Origin of the sequence: Noviherbaspirillum soli (genome assembly GCF_015352955.1) — a bacterium.
Taxonomy (GTDB): Bacteria; Pseudomonadota; Gammaproteobacteria; order Burkholderiales; family Burkholderiaceae_D; genus Noviherbaspirillum_A; species Noviherbaspirillum_A soli.
Genome location: NZ_JACYOX010000002.1, coordinates 262949 through 280574, shown reverse-complemented (window position 1 = coordinate 280574; position 17626 = coordinate 262949). Strand labels below are relative to the sequence as shown.

Here is a 17626-nt window from a genome sequence, read left to right as displayed (position 1 = left end):
CGGCGGTGTGAAAGCGCCGGCTTTTCAGTGATGAGAGACCGTGGCGGCCAGGCCGCCACGGCCGTTGCTGATCAAGAGTTCTCGAACTTGATGTTCTGCTTCTTGACCACCGATTTTGCCTTCTCCAGCTCGTACTTGATCTCGGCGGCATGCTGGGCCGGCGTATTGGCGGCCGATTCGGCGCCGTTCTGCTTGAGCTTGTCGCGCACGTCCGGCAGGGCCAGGACCTTGTTGGCCGCGGCGTTGAGGCGGGTGATGATGGCTTCCGGCGTCTTGGCCGGCGCCACCAGGCCATACCATGCCGGGTCGTTCACTTCCTTCAAGCCCAGCTCGGCAAAGGTCGGCACATTCGGCAAGACTTCCAGCCGCTTGGGCGCGGCCACCGCGATCGGACGGATCTTGCCGCTCTGAATATGGCCCATCGACGAAGGCAGGTTGTCGAACATCATTTCCACCTGGCCGCCGAGCAGGTCGATCAGCGCCGGGCCCGAGCCGCGATACGGCATGTGGGTGATGAAGGTGCCGGTCGAGATCTTGAACTGCTCGCCCATCATGTGCAGCACGCTGCACACGCCGGAAGAAGCGTAGTTGAATTTGCCCGGATTCTTTTTCACCAGGTCGATGAACTGCTTGTAGTCCTGCGCTGGAAACTTGTTGGTCACGGTCAGCACGTTGGGCGTGCGGGCCAGGTTGGACACCGGCGCGAAGCTGGTGACCGGGTCGTATTGCAGGTTCGGATTGCAGGCGGCATTGACCGCATGGGTGGAAATCGTGGAAATGCCCAGGGTGTAGCCATCCGGCGCGGCGCGGGCAACCGCCGTGGCGCCCAGCGCGCCGCCGGCGCCGGCGCGGTTTTCCACCACGACTGTCTGGCCCAGTTCCTTGGTCAGCTTGTCGGCAACGATGCGGGCCACGATATCGGTAGTGCCGCCCGGGGCGAACGGCACGATCAGCGTCACAGGCTTGTTCGGGTAGTTGCTATCGGCGTGGGCGCTGGCGGCGAAAGCCATGGCGCAAGCGAGTACAAGTTTCAAAGGTTTCATAACTGATCTTTCGGCAAGTTGCAATCATTTAACAAACGGACGCCATTCTAAGCCAAGCCCGAAAAAATCCCTATTCGAAAAATGCAATAGTTTCCCGATTCGCGAACTGGCGCATCGACGCGGAAGCTGGCCGCCGGCAGCGCCGGCATTTTCCTGCAACACCTCCCATGCGCCAATCATGAAGCTGGGGATGTCGGTGTCAGATGTTGAATTACCGGGTCGAGCGGATCGAGTCATGGGCATCAAGCCTCTCATATTCATTCTGCGCACCAAATTTCGTTGATAGCACGCTGCAGTCAGGACGCATCGGCCTGCCCTGCGCAGCATTAAGCTGGCGCAAGGCCATGGCTAACCATCGTGGGATAAACAGGAAGCAGTAGGCGCAGCGTCGACGATGCAATGGCGGCCATTCCAGAACTGTCGGTAAGCTCCTACACGAGAATCGGAGAAACACGGGTATTGAAAATTTTGCATTTCAGAGATGATGGGATACGCAAAATTTGCAAAACCGATTACGACGGGAGAATCCCATGAACAATGGACTGAACGTATGCGGTGCAGTACTGGGCGTGCCAGACAGAGAACATCAAAACGTCACCCCATTCCAGGCGCAGAACGATGAGCAGGACTGCATGCGCCATACCGCTGCGTCCGATGCCATGATGCGCTGCGGCGAACTGTACGGCAGTTCCGATTCCATGCAGCACTTGTACAAGCTGATTACCAAGGTCGCGCCCACGCGCGCCAATGTGCTGATTTCCGGGGAAAGCGGCACCGGCAAGGAACTGGTAGCCAGCGAGATACACCGGCTCAGCAGGGAAAGCGACAAGCCTTTCGTCGCCTTGAACTGCGGCGCCATCTCCCCGCAGCTGATCGAGGCAGAACTGTTTGGCCATGAGCGTGGCAGCTTCACCGGCGCGGTCCGCATGCACAAGGGCTGTTTCGAGCGTGCCGCCGGCGGCACCCTGTTTCTCGATGAGCTGACCGAGATGTCGATGGAAATGCAGGTCAAGCTGCTGCGCGTCCTGGAAACCGGCCGCTTCTCCCGTGTCGGCGCCGACGATGAAATCCAGGTGAAGGTCAGGGTGATCGCGGCCACCAACCGCGACCCGCAGCAGGCGGTCGACACCGGCATCCTGCGCAGCGACCTGTTCTACCGGCTCTCGGTATTTCCGATCTCGGTGCCGACCCTGCGCGAGCGCGAACAGGACATCGAATTGCTGGCCAAGGTGTTCCTGGCCAGGCTCAACGAGGAGGACGGCACCCGCAAGATGTTTTCCAAGTCGTCGCGCCGCTTCATGAATGAATACCACTGGCCGGGCAATGTGCGAGAACTGAAGAACATGGTGCATCGCGCCTTCATCCTGGCTGACCAGGACGTGGACCTCGCGGCGGCGATCGGCGCCGCCAAGCCGGTAGTGTCTGGCGTGGAGAGCGATTGCGTCACCTTCCCGCTGGGCAGCAGGCTGGCCGATGCCGAGCAGCGCCTGATCTTCGCCACGCTAGGGTATTGCGGCGGCAACAAGACGCAAACCGCGGAAGTGCTGGGCGTGAGCCTGAAAACCCTCTACAACCGGCTCAATGAATACCAGTCCAAGGTGTTTACGGGCGAGCCGGACGTGCAGGGCCGCGGCATGAGCGTGAACGTGAATTCGGGCGTCTGAAAACTTTTCAAGGCAAGCACTGTATTGTTTTCAAGCCAGCATGGAACATTTACAGAGATATAACAGAATTTATGTAACTCATTGATTTTTAAAGGAGGCAAGAGCTGGCCCACAGATTGCTATATCGTTCATGACCAAGGTCGAATGCGGGCTGGACAGTGTTTCAAGGAAAGACTTTCCATCCCGGATTTTTAAGTCGTCAAACGCCGCGTCTGGCCGGAGACGTTTTTCTTGATGTACTTTTTGGAGATCAAAATGAACTTTATTATCTGGATAGTGGTAGGCGGCCTTCTCGGCTGGGTAGCAAGCATGATCATGCGTACCGACGCACAACAAGGTATGTTCCTGAACGTTGTTGTTGGCATCATCGGCGCGTTGCTGGGCGGCTGGTTGCTCGCCCCTCTGTTTGGCACTGGCACCATTAACCAGAACGACTTCTCCATTAGCTCGCTGCTGGTTTCGCTGCTCGGCGCCGTGATCTTGCTGGCCATCGTCAACCTGTTCCGCCGCGGCAGCCCACGCTAAGTACGGAGGAATCGTTGATCTTCGGAAGAATACCCATCGGCTGGCTGGACCGCCGATGGGTTACCCCTTCCGAATGAGCAGCAAGCCAGCCTGCCGTTTCCTTTTACTTCCTCTCCGCTGTCTAGCGCGTACCGCGCCCCCTCGCCCTACAATGCCTTTCCGGCAACTTCCCATCAGTATTTCAGCAACCTGCCGTAGGGTGTAATACCCCGAAGGGGCATTACACCAGGCCGTCGAACGCAGCGAGAGTCCGCATATGCCCTCTGCTGTACCGCCGGCGCTTGGTTTTAATGACACACGCGACAGGACCGTCCTGCGTCGCCGGTTCCTGCAATGCTATTGCACTGTCGTGATGTCGATGTGGTGGAATGCCTCTTCGGGGTACTCCACCCTGCTGAAGGCTACGAAGGACACCGACAGAGAAAGTCGGCGGCTTCCCTTGATCGACGAAAGGTGTAATGCCCCTTTGGGGTATTACACCCTCCCAGCCGCCAAACATGCACTAGCCCGCGCTGCGCTTCTGCGCTTCCTCCGCATACAGCTCCTTCTTCGACAGCTTGCCCACCGGCGTCTTCGGCAGGGCCTGCCTGATCTCCAGCGCCTGCACCATTTCATGCTTGCCCAGGCGGGACTTCAGGAAAGCCTGCAATTCTTCCAGGGTGAAGCCGGCAGCCCCCTGTTTCAAGGTGACGAAAGCCTTGGGCGACTGGCCGCGGTAGGCGTCGGGCACGCCGATCACGCTGACCTCCGATACCGACGGATGCTCGTAGATGGCTTCCTCCACCACGCGCGGATAGACGTTGTAGCCGCTGCACAGAATCATGTCCTTGGTGCGGTCGACGATGTAGACATAGCCGTCCTGGTCCATGTAGCCGACGTCGCCGGTACGGAAGAAACCGTCTTCAGTCATCGACTCGGCGGTCGCTTCCGGCTTGTTCCAGTAGCCCTTCATCACGTTCGGCCCCTTGATGCACAATTCGCCGCGCTCGCCTTGCGGCACGGTGACCGCGGGATCGTCGACGCTGATGAACTTCATCGTCACGCCCACCGTCGGCAGGCCGCAGGAACCGGCCCGCTGCGGCACGTGGGACGGGGTGAAAGTGCCGGTGGGCGAGGTCTCGGTCATGCCCCAGCCTTCCAGCAGGCTGCAGCCGGTGGCCTGCTGGAAGCGCTGGTTGACTTCCACCGGCAGCGGCGCGCCGCCCGAGCCGCAGAACTTCAGCGCGCTCAGGTCGTACTTGCCGGCGTCGGGATGGTTGAGGATGGCGGTGTACATGGTGGGCACGCCCGGGAACACGGTGATCTTCTTGGCCGCCAGGTCCTTCAGCACCGCGTCGGCATCGAAGCGGGTATGCAGCACGATCTCGGCGCCCAGGCGCAGGCCGAACAGCATGTCCACCGTCAGCGCATAGATATGGAACAGCGGCAGCACCGCCAGCACCCTTTCCTTGCCCTCTTCCAGCACACGCGGCTCGCCGCTGACGATGGCCATGATCTGGGCGACCGCCGAGCTCAGGTTGGCATGGGTCAGCATCGCGCCCTTGGGCAGGCCGGTGGTGCCGCCGGTGTACTGCAGCACGGCGACCGCGTCATGCAGGCTGGCCGGCAGCGCATGGCGCTCATAGCGGCCGTCATTGTCGAGCAGGGCTGAAAACGGCATCTGCATGTCGTCGGCCTCTACCTCGGCCAGCATGCCGGCGCCCTGCAGGTGGGCGCGCACCGCCTGCGGATGGCCGCTCATTTCATCCAGGCTGCCGACCACCAGCTTCTTCAGGCGGCTCCTGCCCATCAGGCCGCGCATCTGCGGATACAGCGCGGCCAGGTCCAGCGTCACCATGATGTCGCTGCGGCTGTCCTCGACCTTGTGCTCCAGCACCTTGGCCGCATCCAGCGGCGAGTAGTTGACCACGGTGCCGCCGGCCTTGAGCACGCCGAAGAAGCCGATCACGTAATGCGGCGTGTTGGGCAGGAACAGGCCGACATGCACGCCGGGCGCAACGCCCAGCTTCTGGAAGCCGGCAGCGGCCCGGTTGGTCAGGTCCTGCAGTTCGCGGTAGCTGGTCTTCTTGCCCATGAATTCCAGCGCGGTCTGCTCCGGCCAGCGCGCGGCGGCGTCGTCGAGGATCTGCTGCACCGGCATTGCCGTCAGCGGCGCATCCCACTGCACGCCGGGGGGATAGGACTTGATCCAGGGGTGTTGATGCATTCTTGAGTCTCCGTATGTTTTCATGGATAGCGGCATTCTTTCCGATGCCGTTGCGCCAGTGGCAAGCTTATATCAAGCCGGCCGGATGCAGAAAGGCAGAATGCCCTGTGCGCCAGAACCTGCCGCGGCAGGCCTGGCGCACAGGGCATCGTTCATGCCTCATGCGTCATCGACAGCGTGTTTCAATGCGCCTTCATCGCCGCCTTGTGCCGGGCCAGTTCCAGCCGGCCGATCTGGTTGCGATGCACCTCGTCCGGGCCGTCGGCGATGCGCAGCGCGCGCGCGCCGGCATAGGCCGGGGCCAGGAAGGGATCGGTCATGCCGCCGCCGCCCTGCGCCTGGATCGCCCAGTCGATCACCCGGCATGCCATGTTCGGCGCGGCCACCTTGATCATCGCGATCTCCTTGGCGGCGGCCTTGTTGCCCACCGTGTCCATCATCTGCGCCGCGTTCAGCACCAGGAAGCGGGCCTGGTCGATGTCGATGCGGGCCTCGGCGATGCGCTCCAGCGTCACGCCCTGCTCCGCCACCGGACGGCCGAAGGCCACCCGCGACAGTGTGCGCTTGCACATCTGGTCCAGCGCGCGCTCGGCCAGGCCGATCAGGCGCATGCAGTGGTGGATGCGGCCCGGCCCGAGGCGGCCCTGGGCGATCTCGAAGCCCCGCCCCTCGCCCAGCAGTATGTTGGAGACCGGCACCCGGACATTCTCGAACACGGTCTCGGCATGGCCATGCGGCGCATCGTCGAAGCCGAACACCGGCAGATGGCGGGCAATGGTCACGCCCGGCGTGTCGCGCGGCACGATGATCATCGACTGCTGCTTGTGGCGGTCGGGATTGTCGGGGTCGGTCTTGCCCATGAAGATGAAGACCTTGCAGCGCGGGTCGTTGGCGCCGGACGACCACCACTTGCGGCCGTTGATCACATATTCGTCGCCGTCGCGCTCGATGCGGGCTTCGATGTTGGTCGCGTCCGACGATGCCACCGCCGGCTCGGTCATGGCGAAGCAGGAGCGGATCTCGCCAGCCAGCAGCGGCGCCAGCCATTGCTTCTGGTGTTCCTCGGTGCCGTAGCGGGCCAGCACTTCCATGTTGCCGGTATCGGGCGCGCTGCAGTTGAAGACTTCGGGCGACCAGATCGCGCGGCCCATGATCTCGCACAGCGGCGCATATTCCAGGTTGGTCAGGCCGGCGCCGTGGCGCGACTCCGGCAGGAACAGGTTCCACAGGCCGGCGTCGCGCGCCTTGTGCTTCAGTTCCTCGATCACGCGGGTCGGCTGCCAGGCATTGCCGTTGCGGCGGTTGGTTTCCACCTCGTCGAAATACCGCTGCTCATTCGGAAACACATGCTCGTCCATGAAGGCCAAAAGACGTGACTGCAGGTCCTTCACCTTGTCGCTGTACTGGAAATCCATCTGGTGCTCCCTTGCGTGATTGGGGGTTTGACTGGTCTGACTGGTTTGACTGGTCTGACTGGTTTAACTGCAGAGATAGCCGCCGTCGACGTTCAGCGCCGCGCCGGTGGTATAGCTGGCCGCGTCGGAGGCCAGGTACAGCACCGCGCCGGCCATTTCGGAAGGCTCGGCGACGCGCCGCATCGGGATGTGCGACAGCGCCTGTTCCAGGATCACCGGGTTGTGGAACAGGGCCGAGGCGAACTTGGTGTCGGTCGCGCCCGGCAGCAGCGCATTGACCCGCACCTTCTGCGGCGCGCATTCGCGGGCGAAGGCCTTGGTCATCGAGATCACGGCCGCCTTGGTGATGGAATAGATGCCCTGCTGCGCGCCGGGCGTGACGCCATTGACCGAGGCCACGTTGACGATGCTGCCGCCGCCATTCCTGGCCATCAGCTTCGCCGCCGCCGACGACATGAAGAAGTAGCCGCGGATGTTCACGTCCACGGTCTTCTGGAAGGCGCCGACATCGGTCTCGGTGATGTGGCCGAAATGCGGGTTGGTGGCGGCATTGTTGATCAGGATGTCGATGCGGCCATGTTTCGCCTCCAGGTCGGCGAACAGCTTGTCGATCTGGGCCATCTCGCCGATGTGGCAGGCATAGGCCTCGGCCTTGCCGCCGTCCTCGCGGATCGATGCCGCCACCGCCTCGCAGGCATCCTGCTTGCGGCTCGACACGATCACATGCGCGCCCTGCGCCGCCAGCAGGCGGGCGATGCCCTCGCCGATGCCGCGCGACGCGCCGGTGACCAGCGCGATCTTGCCGGTCAGGTCGAATGGATTGCCTGGGTTCATGCTTGTCTCCTCGTGGTGTCTGTCTTATCGGTAGGTGATGGACTTCTTCTCGCCCAGCAGCTCCAGGTGGGCATAGCTGTTCATCGTGCTCAGCGTCACATGGCCGGGGCGGTACAGCAGGCGGGTGACGGCGGCGTTGACCAGGGTCCAGTTCAGCTTGGCCATGCGCTCGTCGGACAGGCCCAGCAGATGCTGGCACAGCGTGGCAATGGTGCCGCCGGAGGTGAACACCACGATGCGCTGCGAGGCGCCGGCGCCTTCCAGCAGGCGCTGCAGCGCGGCCAGTACCCGCTGGCGGAACATCGGCCAGGTCTCGGCGTATTCATGGTCGTGGCTGCCGTCCATCCAGCGAGACATCGACTCCTCGAACAGGCGCTGGTAGACCTCCTTGGCATTGTCGGTTTCCAGGAAGAACTGCTTGACCGCGATCGGGTCGACGAAGTCGGGGCGGTGGCGCTGCAGCACCTCGCGGTGGTCATATTCATTGAAACCGGCGTCGGTCAGCCAGCCGGTGGCGGGATAAGGCTGCGGCAGTTGCGCCAGGCAAGCCTCCGCTGTCTGGCGGTGGCGCTCCATGTCGCCCGTGACCACCTGGTCGAACTGCACGCCGCAGTCGGCGAACCATTTGCCCAGCAGCCTGCCCTGTTCCATGCCGAGTTCGGACAGCTGGTCATAGTTTTCCTTGCCGAAGGAAGCCTGACCGTGCCGTACCAGATAAATCTGTCCCATCACTGCCTCTGCTCATGTTGCGATGCAAACCATGGTACAGAGTCGCTTACAATCGATCAAATGAATACGGGTAATCAACTTCCATCAATATGATGCATATATCCAGGGTCGACCTGAACCTCTTCATCGTCTTCGACGCGATCTACACCGAAGGCAGCGTGACCCGCGCCAGCGCCAAGCTGAACCTGACCCAGCCGGCGATCAGCCATGCGCTGGGCCGGCTGCGCACGATGTTCGGCGACCCCCTTTTCGTGCGCAAGGGGCACCTGATGGTGTCGACGCCTCTGGCGCGCAGCATCATCGAGCCGGTGCGGCAGTCCCTGCGCGGCTTCGAGGTGACGCTGAACAAGCTCAACCGCTTCGACGCGGCCACCACCGAGAAGCAGTTCACGCTGGCGCTGCGCGACGTGCTGGAAGCCACCGTGCTGCCGCCGCTGATGACGGCGATGGACCGCGACGCGCCCAGGGCCAGGGTGGCCGCGGTGCAGGTCGACCGGCGCGAACTGGAAAGCGAGCTGCAGGCCGGCACCCTGGACTGCGCGATCGACGTGCTGCTGCCGCTGGGCGACGACATCCGCCATACCCGCATCCTGGCCGACCGCACGCTGGTGGTGGCGCGGCGCGGCCATCCGCGGCTGCAGGGCGGGATCACGCTGGAGCAGTACCTGGCAGAAGACCATGTGCTGGCCAGTTCGCGCCGCAAGGGGCCGGGCATCGAGGACTTCGAACTGAGCCGGCTCGGCATGCAGCGCAATATCCGGCTGCGCTGCCAGCATTATTTCGCCGCCTGCCGCGTGGTCAGCCAGACCGACCTGATCCTGACCATGCCGGAGCGCTATGCCCGCGTGGCCAACCAGCAGTTCGACAACCAGCTGCTGCCGCTGCCGATCGGCATGCCGGCATGGGACGTGTATATGTACTGGCATGCGAATGTCGAGGACGATCCGGCCAACCGCTGGCTGCGCGACAAGCTGATCGCGGCGGTGGCGGGCTGAAACGGGATGGCGGCAGGCGCCGGCAATGCCACCCGCCATGCCGGCGCGAGACGTTTCAGCCGCTGCATGGGACTGCGGCAGCAAACTGTCGAGTAGCAAACAGGACTTTTACATGCAGCTTTTACAACGTGGAGGATTTATCGGGCTGATGCCGTCGGGCATCGGCGGGCACAGGTTTTGCAGATAGAGGTCTCACCAGGTTGTTGTTCATATAACAATAGGTTGACCACCACATGACTCTGCGCAGAACCACCGCCCTGCTTTCCGCCAGCATCCTGGCACTCGCGCTGATGCCCCTTGGCGCCGCTGCCGCCGACCCGGCCGCCGATGACGGCAACTGGCCCATGGCGGCAAGGGACCATGCCAACACCCGCTACAGCGGCCTGAACCAGATCACCGCCGCCAATGTGAAGGACCTGAAGCCGGCCTTCACCTTTTCCACCGGCGTGCTGCGCGGCCATGAAGGCGCGCCCCTGGTGGTGGGCGACACGATGTACATCGTCGCGCCCTACCCCAACTACCTGTATGCGCTGGACCTGAAGCAGCCGGGCGCGCCGATGAAATGGCGCTTCGAGCCCAAGCCCAATGCGAGTTCCCAGGGCGTGGCCTGCTGCGACGTGGTCAATCGCGGCGCCGCCTATGCCGACGGCCGCATCTTTTTCAACACGCTGGACAACCAGACCATCGCGGTCGACGCGAAGAGCGGCAAGGAAGTCTGGCGCGCCAGACTGGGCGACATCAATGCCGGCGAAACCATCACCATGGCGCCGCTGGTGGTGAAGGGCCGTGTCCTGGTCGGCAACAGCGGCGGCGAACTGGGCGTGCGCGGCTGGCTGACGGCGCTCGACGCAGCCACCGGCAAGCAGGTCTGGCGCGCCTACAGCACCGGCCCCGACCGCGACGTGCTGATCGGCGAGAGCTACAAGCCGTATTACGCGCAGGACCGCGGCAAGGACCTGGGCGTCTCCACTTGGCCTGGCGGCGCCTGGAAGATCGGCGGCGGCAATGCCTGGGGCTTCGTCTCCTACGATGCGGAGACCGACCTGATCTATTACGGCACCGGCAATCCCGGCCCGTGGAACCCGGAGCAGCGGCCCGGCGCCAACAAGTTCACCTCCGGCATCTTCGCCCGCAAGCCCGATAGCGGCGAGGCTGCCTGGTTCTACCAGCTGAGCCCGCATGACCTGCATGACTACGACGGCGTGAACGAGAACGTGCTGGTGGACCTGAGCATCGACGGCGCCCAGCGCAAGGTGCTGCTGCATCCGGACCGCAATGGCTACGTGTACGTGATGGACCGGCGCACTGGCCAGGTGCTGTCCGCCACGCCCTACGTGCACATCACCACCAGCGAAGGCGTGGACCTGCAGACCGGCGCCCTGAAGTACGACGCGAAAACCGAGCCGCGGGCCGGCGAGGTGGTGCGCAACATCTGCCCCGCCTCGCCCGGCGGCAAGGACTGGCAGCCATCGGCCTGGTCGCCGCGCACGCAATTGCTGTACCTGCCGCACCAGAACCTGTGCCAGGACGCGGCCACGTCCCAGGCCAGCTACATCGCCGGCACGCCCTACGTCGGCGCGGAGATCAAGATGCACCCCGGCCCGGGCGGCCACCGCGGCGAGTTCAGCGCCTGGGACCCGGTGCGCAACACCAAGGCCTGGAGCATCCAGGAAAATTTCCCGGTCTGGAGCGGCGCGCTGGCAACCGCGGGCGACGTGGTGTTCTACGGCACGCTGGAAGGCTGGTTCAAGGCGGTGGACGCGAAGGACGGCAAGCTGCTGTGGCAGTTCAAGACCGGCTCCGGCATCATCGGCCAGCCGATCAGCTACCGCGGCCCGGATGGCAAACAGTACATCGCCGTGCTGTCGGGCGTGGGCGGCTGGGCCGGCGCCATCGTCGCCGGCGGCCTGGATGCGCGTGACGGCACGGCCGCCAACGGCATGGTCAATGCGACGGCGGATCTTCCGCAGCAAACCGGCATGGGCGGCATGCTCTATGTCTTCGCGCTCCCCTGACCCGCGGGCGCTTGCCCGCTGGCTGGCACTGGCCCTGGCCCTGGCCGCCATGTCGACCGCCGATGCGGCCGATGCGGAACGCGTGCTGCGGGTATGCGCCGACCCGGACAACCTGCCCTATTCGCACCAGGATGAAAGCGGCTTCGAGAACCGCATCGCTGCCATCGTGGCCGACGAGCTCGGCGCATCGCTGCAGTATGAATGGCAGCCGCTGCGCCGCGGCTTCGTCAGGAAGACCATGGGCACGGGCCGCTGCGATGTCTTCATCGGCGTCCCGGCCGGCTTCGAGCGGGTGCTGACCACGCAGCCCTATTACCGTTCCTCCTATGTATTCGTCTGGCGCCGCGGCGACGATGCGCCGCACAGCTTTGCCGACCCAGGCATTGCAACGCGGCCCATCGGCGTGCAACTGGTGGGCAACGACATGGCAGCCACCCCGCCGGGCCATGCGCTGGCCCGCGCGGGCGCGCTGGCCAATGTGGTCGGCTACCCGGTCTATGGTGACGGGCCGGCCGCCCGGCGCATGGTCGATGCGCTGGCCAGCCATGCCATCGACAGCGCGCTGCTGTGGGGGCCGCAGGCAGGCTATTTCGCCAGGCGCGCCGCGGTCCCGATGGAGATTGCGGTAGCCGATGCGCCAGCCGGCCTGCAGGCGCCTTTCGAGTTCGCCATCGCGATGGGCGTGGCCCGTGGCAATGCCGCGATGCGTGACGAACTCGACGCCGTGCTGCGGCGCCGCCGCAACGACATCGACGCGGTGCTGGCGCAATATGCAGTCCCCCGCACCGACCCCGGCCAGGAGAATCCACGATGAATCCGCCCTTCGTCCGCCGCCTGTGCGCCTGCGTCGTGCTGCTGGCCCTGCTGCCGGGCTGCTACCGGGAACAGCGGCCGCTGCCGGGCGCGCCGGCAACCGCTTCACCGACCGATCCCTTGCGCCTGAGCGGACTGCAGCCGGGCCAGCCCAAGGCCAGCGCCACGGCAAGCAACCCGTTTGAAGAGAATGCCTACGCAACTTCGCAGGGCAAGCGCCTGTTCAAGCAGTACAACTGCGCCGGCTGTCACGGCAACGGCGGCGGTGGCGGCATGGGCCCGGCCCTGATGGACGACAAGTGGATCTATGGCGCCGATCCGGCCAACATCTACGCCACCATCGTCCAGGGCCGGCCAAACGGCATGCCGTCATTCGGCGGCCACATACCGGAAGAGCAACTATGGCAGCTGGTTGCCTATGTGCGCTCGCTCAGCGGGCAACTCGGTTCGGCCGTTGCCCCGGCGCGCAGTGACAGCCTCAGCCCCGGCAAGGCCGAGCAGCAGCGGCAGAAGGAAGAGCCCAGGGAGGGAGGGCAGCCGCAGCAGGCGCAATGACCATGAGAGCCCTCCTCTTCCTCCCCTTCCTGCTGCCTGCGGCCACGGTCGCGGCGGCGCCGTCGCAGAACGCGCTGCGGCCGGCCGGCATCCAGGCCGAGCGCATCCACGATTTGTGGCTGCTGACGGTGGCCATCTGCTCGCTGGTGTTCGTCGCCGTGCTGTTGGCGCTGCTGGCGGCGCTATGGCGTTCAGGCCGCAGCGACGCCGCGACCCCGGCCGATGTGGCCGTACTGGCCGCGCCCGAGCCGAAGCTGAAGCGCAATGTGCTGCTGGCGGTCGGCGCCTCGATTGCGCTGCTGTTCGTGCTGATCGTCGCCGACTTCCAGACCGACCGCCTGCTCGGCCGCATGCCGCTGGCCGACGCGGTGCACATCGAGGTCACCGCGCATCAGTGGTGGTGGGAAGCCCGCTACAACGATCCCGAGCCCGGCAGGATCTTCAGCACCGCCAACGAGCTGCATATCCCGGTCGGCCGGCCGGTGATCATGACGTTGAAGAGCAGCGACGTGATCCATACCTTCTGGCTGCCCAACCTGCATGGCAAGAAGGACATGATCCCCGGGCGCACCTCGCTGATCCGGCTGCGCGCCGACCAGGCCGGCACCTATCGCGGCCAGTGCGCCGAGTTCTGCGGCCTGGAGCACGCGATGATGGCCTTCCTCGTCACCGCCGAGCCCAACGACCGCTATGAAGCCTGGGCCGATGCCCAGCGCCGCGAAGCCCCCACTGTGCTGAGCGCGCGGGAAAGCCGCGGCCGCCAGGTGTTCATGGAGCGCAGCTGCGTGATGTGCCACGCGATACAGGGCAGCGGCGCCAATGCCGTGTTCGGCCCCGACCTGACCCATGTGGCCAGCCGCCAGACCCTGGCCTCGGGCGTGCTGCCGAACAACCGGCAGCAGATGGCCGCCTGGATCACCCAGCCGCAGAAGCTCAAGCCCGGCACCAACATGCCGGCCACAGCCCTGTCGGGCGAGGAACTGGATGCACTGCTGGACTACCTGGGCACACTGAAATGACGACCACCATCACCACACCGGCGCAGACCGGCCAGCGCGACAGCGCGCAGCGGCTGGAGGAGACATGGCGCGACCCGCCCGGCCTGTACGGCTGGTTCGCCGCCATCAACCACAAGACCATCGCGGTGCGCTTCATGCTCACCACCTTCGGCTTCTTCGTCGCCGGCGGCGTGCTGGCCCTGATCATGCGGCTGCAGCTGGCGCGCCCGGAAAACACCCTGGTCGGCCCCGACTTCTACAACCAGCTCTTCACGATGCACGGCACCACGATGATGTTCCTGTTCGCGGTGCCGGTGATGCAGGCGGTCGGCTCCTACCTGGTGCCGCTGATGCTGGGCGCGCGCAGCCTGGCCTTCCCGCGCATGAATGCCTTCGCCTACTGGATCTTCCTGTTCGGCGGCCTGATGCTGTATGCCGCCTTCCTGCTCGACATCGGCCCCGACGCCGGCTGGTTCGCCTATGTGCCGCTGGCCGGGCCGGACTACTCGCCCGGCAAGCGGGTCGACTTCTGGGCCCAGCTGGTGACTTTCACCGAGCTGTCAGCCCTGCTGGAAGCAGTGATCCTGATCACCACCATCTTCAAGATGCGCGCGCCCGGCATGACCCTGAACCGCATGCCGCTGTATGTCTGGACCATGCTGGTGACCTCCTTCATGGTGCTGTTCGCGATGCCCTCGGTGATGCTGGCCAGCACCGCGCTCATCACCGACCGCCTGGTCAGCACGCATTTCTACAATCCGGCCGAGGGCGGCGACGCGCTGCTGTGGCAGCACCTGTTCTGGTTCTTCGGCCATCCCGAGGTCTACCTGATCTTCATCCCGCCGCTGGGCTTCATGTCGTCCATCATCGCCACCTTCTCGCGCCGGCCCGTCTATGGCTATCCGGCGATGGTGCTGGCCGTGATCGCCACCGCCTTCCTCGCCTTCGGCCTGTGGGTGCATCACATGTATGCCACCAACATCCCGGAACTGGGCAAGAGCTTCTTCACCGCTTCCAGCGCAATGATCGCGATACCGACCGCGATCCAGATCTTCTGCTGGATCTCCACGCTGTGGACCGGCAAGCTCAACTTCAGGACACCGCTGCTGTTTGCCCTTGGCTTCTTCTTCATCCTGACCCTGGGCGGCCTGACCGGCATCATCCTGGCCTCGGTGGCGCTGGATCTGCAGGTGCATGACACCTATTTCGTGGTGGCGCACCTGCATTACGTACTCATCGGCGGCGCGGTATTTCCGCTGTTTGGCGCCTTCTATTACTGGTTTCCCAAATTCACCGGCAGGCTCTTGGGCGAGACGCTGGGCAAATGGAATTTCTGGCTATTCTTCATCGGCTTCAATGTCAGCTTCTTTCCGATGCACCTGCTGGGCCTGGCCGGCATGCCGCGCCGGGTCTGGACCTATCCGGCCGGCATGGGCTGGGACCGGATGAACCTGGCTGCCACCGTCGGCGGCGTGATGATTGCCGCAAGCGTGCTGCTGTTCATCATCAATGTGAGCAAGAGCCGCCGCCACGGTGTGCCGGCCGGCCCCAATCCATGGGGCGCCGGCACGCTGGAATGGGGCACCGACTCGCCGCCGCCGGCCGGCAACTTCGTCGCGCCGCCGGTGTGCGGCGGCCGCTATCCGCTGTGGGAGCCGGACGGCGTGCCCGCGCATGTCACCGGCCTGGCTGACGACAGGCGCGAGATCCTCGTCACCACGGTGCTGGACGCGGTGCCCGACCTGCGGCCCACCATGCCATCGCCCAGCATCTGGCCGTTCCTGAGCGCGATCGCGGTGACGATCCTGTTCGTCGGCAGCATCTTCACGCCATGGGCCGTGGTCTGGGGCGCGGTGCCGGTGGCCATCGGCTTGACGTTCTGGTTCTGGCCACGGAAGGGGGAAACCGGAAAGAATGTCGAAAGCGAGGTGCATCCATGAAGCCGGGCATGCATGAACCGGGCGAGCTGGACGTAAGCGCCCTGCCCACCTTCGGCTTTGGGCACCGCAGCCTGATGTGGTGGGGCACCTTCGGGCTGATGCTGATCGAGGGCATGATCTTCGCGCTGACCATCGCCGCTTATTTCTACCTGCGCAGCCACTCGGCCACCTGGCCGATGAACGCGGCGCCGCCTGAGCTGTTGTGGGGAACATTGAACACTGCGGTCCTGCTGGCCAGCATGCTGCCCAACCAGCTTGCCAAGAAGGCTGCCGAGAAGATGGACCTGAAAAAGGTGCGCCTCTGGATGGTGGTGTGCCTGCTGTTCTCGCTGGCATTCCTGGGCATACGCGTACTGGAATTCACCAGCCTGAACACCCGATGGGACAGCCAGGCCTATGGCTCGGTGGTCTGGATGCTGATGGCCTTGCACACCACCCACCTGGTCACCGACGCCTATGACAGCGCAGTGCTGACGGTGCTGATGTTCACCGGGCCGCTGGAGGGAAAGCGCTTTGTCGATGTCAGCGAGAACGCGATGTACTGGTACTTCGTGGTGCTGAGCTGGCTGCCGATCTACGCCGTGATCTACTGGGCGCCGCGCTACTGAGAGGTCGAAAATGATGCCGAACTGGCCCGCACTGATCGTTTCCCCCCTGCTGGCGCTGGGCAACCTGACGGCAGTGTATGCGCTGGTGACGCCCTCCTGCAGCCGCCAGAGCACCGGCGCGATGCAATGGCTGAGCGCGGCATCGCTGCTGCTGTCGCTGCTCTTCACGCTGATGGCATGGCGCAACCAGCGCCGGCTGGCTGTGTCCTTGCCGGGGGATGCGGCAGCGGTGCGTCCGCATTTCCTGGCGCAGGTGGCGGTCATGGTGGGGCTGCTGTCGTCGCTGGTGCTGTTTGCGATGTGGATACCGCAGTGGATCGTTTCGCCATGCGTTTCCTGACTCTTCTGATTGCCGCCCTGCTGCTGGCCGCGCCCGGCGCGCAGGCGCATGTGGCGCAGGCGCCCGACGCGTCGCCCGGCTGGGGTGCCGAACCCTGGGTGCTGGTACTGCTGGCCCTGTCTGCGGCGCTTTACCTCGTGGGCGGCGGCCGGGTGTGGCTGCGCGCCCGTGCCGGCCGCCCGCGGCTGCTGCGCCAGGCTGGCCTCTTCGCTGCTGGCTGGCTGACGCTGGTGGCAGCACTTGCATCGCCGCTGGACGGACTGGGCGTGCAGCTGTTCTCGGCCCACATGCTGCAGCATGAGTTGCTGATGATCGTCGCCGCACCGCTGCTGGTGATGGGCCGGCCGCTGGCGGTATGGATATGGGCCCTGCCCTGTCGCGATGCCGTTGGCGCGGCGCTGCATCATCCGGCGGTGCGCCTGCCATGGCAATGGCTGACGCTGCCGCTGGTGTCATGGCTGCTGCATGCGGTGGCGCTGTGGGCCTGGCATGCGCCATTGCTGTTCGAAGGCGCGCTGGCCGACAGCGCCATGCACGGCTGGCAGCACACCAGCTTCCTTGCCTCGGCCCTCCTGTTCTGGTGGGCCGTGCTGGGCGACGGCCGCGACCGTCCGCAGCGCGGCGGCGCGATGCTGTACCTGTTTACCACCATGCTGCACACCGGCGCGCTGGGCGCGCTGCTGACCTGGTCGGCGGTGGTCTGGTATCCGAGCTATATCGCCACTGCCGGGCAGTACGGCTTCGATGCGCTGGAAGACCAGCAGCTGGGCGGGTTGATCATGTGGATTCCGGGTGCGCTGGCCTACCTGATCGCAGGGCTGGCGCTGGCCGGGCATTGGCTGAAGGGACGCAAGCCTGCGCCGCTGAGGATACGGTAGGGCTGCGGCGCTACCTGAAGCGGACAAGGTGCCGCTTTTGTAGGGTGTAATACCCCGCAGGGGCATTA

Annotated in this window: 16 protein-coding genes; 11 read left to right on the top strand and 5 right to left on the bottom strand. The window is 64.6% G+C overall.

Going from position 1 to position 17626, the window contains the following annotated elements; translation table 11 throughout:
- Positions 1-71 precede the first annotated feature (71 nt).
- A complete protein-coding gene (locus IGW04_RS03600) occupies positions 72-1043 on the bottom strand; it encodes a tripartite tricarboxylate transporter substrate binding protein BugE (protein ID WP_194711651.1) in 972 nt (323 codons plus the stop codon).
- Positions 1044-1573: 530 nt separating this feature from the next.
- Between IGW04_RS03600 and IGW04_RS03595 the strand changes: the two genes are divergently transcribed.
- Both IGW04_RS03595 and IGW04_RS03590 read left to right on the top strand, forming a co-directional pair.
- Positions 1574-2707, top strand: a complete 1134-nt coding sequence (locus tag IGW04_RS03595) for a sigma-54 interaction domain-containing protein (RefSeq protein WP_194711650.1) — start codon at positions 1574-1576, stop codon at positions 2705-2707.
- Positions 2708-2962: 255 nt separating this feature from the next.
- A complete protein-coding gene (locus IGW04_RS03590) occupies positions 2963-3232 on the top strand; it encodes a GlsB/YeaQ/YmgE family stress response membrane protein (RefSeq protein ID WP_194711649.1) in 270 nt (89 codons plus the stop codon).
- A 502-nt stretch (positions 3233-3734) separates the two neighbouring features.
- On the opposite strand, the gene IGW04_RS03585 is transcribed toward IGW04_RS03590, so the two are convergent.
- From IGW04_RS03585 to IGW04_RS03570, 4 genes are all read right to left on the bottom strand, one after another.
- Positions 3735-5438: a long-chain-fatty-acid--CoA ligase gene (locus tag IGW04_RS03585; RefSeq protein WP_194711648.1), complete on the bottom strand. Its 1704-nt coding sequence runs from the start codon at positions 5436-5438 to the stop codon at positions 3735-3737.
- Between the two features lie 182 nt (positions 5439-5620).
- The gene (locus IGW04_RS03580; RefSeq protein WP_194711647.1) at positions 5621-6853 is read right to left on the bottom strand and encodes an acyl-CoA dehydrogenase family protein; all 1233 of its coding nucleotides are present in this window, start codon (positions 6851-6853) and stop codon (positions 5621-5623) included.
- Between the two features lie 63 nt (positions 6854-6916).
- On the bottom strand, positions 6917-7687 hold the full coding sequence (locus IGW04_RS03575) for an SDR family oxidoreductase (RefSeq protein WP_194711646.1): 771 nt from the start codon (positions 7685-7687) through the stop codon (positions 6917-6919).
- Between the two features lie 24 nt (positions 7688-7711).
- Positions 7712-8416 (bottom strand): histidine phosphatase family protein, encoded by a 705-nt coding sequence (locus IGW04_RS03570; RefSeq protein ID WP_194711645.1) that lies wholly within the window; start codon positions 8414-8416, stop codon positions 7712-7714.
- Between the two features lie 92 nt (positions 8417-8508).
- Between IGW04_RS03570 and IGW04_RS03565 the strand changes: the two genes are divergently transcribed.
- The 9 genes from IGW04_RS03565 to IGW04_RS03525 all read left to right on the top strand — a co-directional run bounded on the left by IGW04_RS03565 (position 8509) and on the right by IGW04_RS03525 (position 17558).
- A complete protein-coding gene (locus IGW04_RS03565; RefSeq protein WP_194711764.1) occupies positions 8509-9411 on the top strand; it encodes a LysR family transcriptional regulator in 903 nt (300 codons plus the stop codon).
- A gap of 233 nt (positions 9412-9644) precedes the next feature.
- Positions 9645-11426, top strand: a complete 1782-nt coding sequence (locus IGW04_RS03560; protein WP_194711644.1) for a methanol/ethanol family PQQ-dependent dehydrogenase — start codon at positions 9645-9647, stop codon at positions 11424-11426.
- Positions 11407-12240: a quinoprotein dehydrogenase-associated putative ABC transporter substrate-binding protein gene (locus tag IGW04_RS03555; RefSeq protein ID WP_194711643.1), complete on the top strand. Its 834-nt coding sequence runs from the start codon at positions 11407-11409 to the stop codon at positions 12238-12240. The genes IGW04_RS03560 and IGW04_RS03555 overlap by 20 nt, the downstream gene beginning before the upstream one ends.
- Entirely contained in the window at positions 12237-12794 is a 558-nt protein-coding gene (locus IGW04_RS03550) for a c-type cytochrome (protein WP_194711642.1), read from the top strand. Before IGW04_RS03555 ends, IGW04_RS03550 begins: the two co-directional genes overlap by 4 nt.
- Positions 12795-12796: 2 nt before the next feature.
- Positions 12797-13813, top strand: a complete 1017-nt coding sequence (gene coxB, locus IGW04_RS03545; RefSeq protein WP_194711641.1) for a cytochrome c oxidase subunit II — start codon at positions 12797-12799, stop codon at positions 13811-13813.
- Positions 13810-15732 (top strand): cytochrome c oxidase subunit I, encoded by a 1923-nt coding sequence (ctaD, locus tag IGW04_RS03540; RefSeq protein WP_194711640.1) that lies wholly within the window; start codon positions 13810-13812, stop codon positions 15730-15732. The genes coxB and ctaD overlap by 4 nt, the downstream gene beginning before the upstream one ends.
- Positions 15729-16340 (top strand): cytochrome c oxidase subunit 3, encoded by a 612-nt coding sequence (locus IGW04_RS03535; protein ID WP_194711639.1) that lies wholly within the window; start codon positions 15729-15731, stop codon positions 16338-16340. Before ctaD ends, IGW04_RS03535 begins: the two co-directional genes overlap by 4 nt.
- Positions 16341-16350: 10 nt before the next feature.
- Positions 16351-16680, top strand: coding sequence for a hypothetical protein (locus tag IGW04_RS03530; RefSeq protein ID WP_194711638.1), 330 nt, complete (start codon positions 16351-16353; stop codon positions 16678-16680).
- The gene (locus IGW04_RS03525) at positions 16668-17558 is read left to right on the top strand and encodes a cytochrome c oxidase assembly protein (protein ID WP_194711637.1); all 891 of its coding nucleotides are present in this window, start codon (positions 16668-16670) and stop codon (positions 17556-17558) included. Before IGW04_RS03530 ends, IGW04_RS03525 begins: the two co-directional genes overlap by 13 nt.
- Positions 17559-17626: the final 68 nt, after the last annotated feature.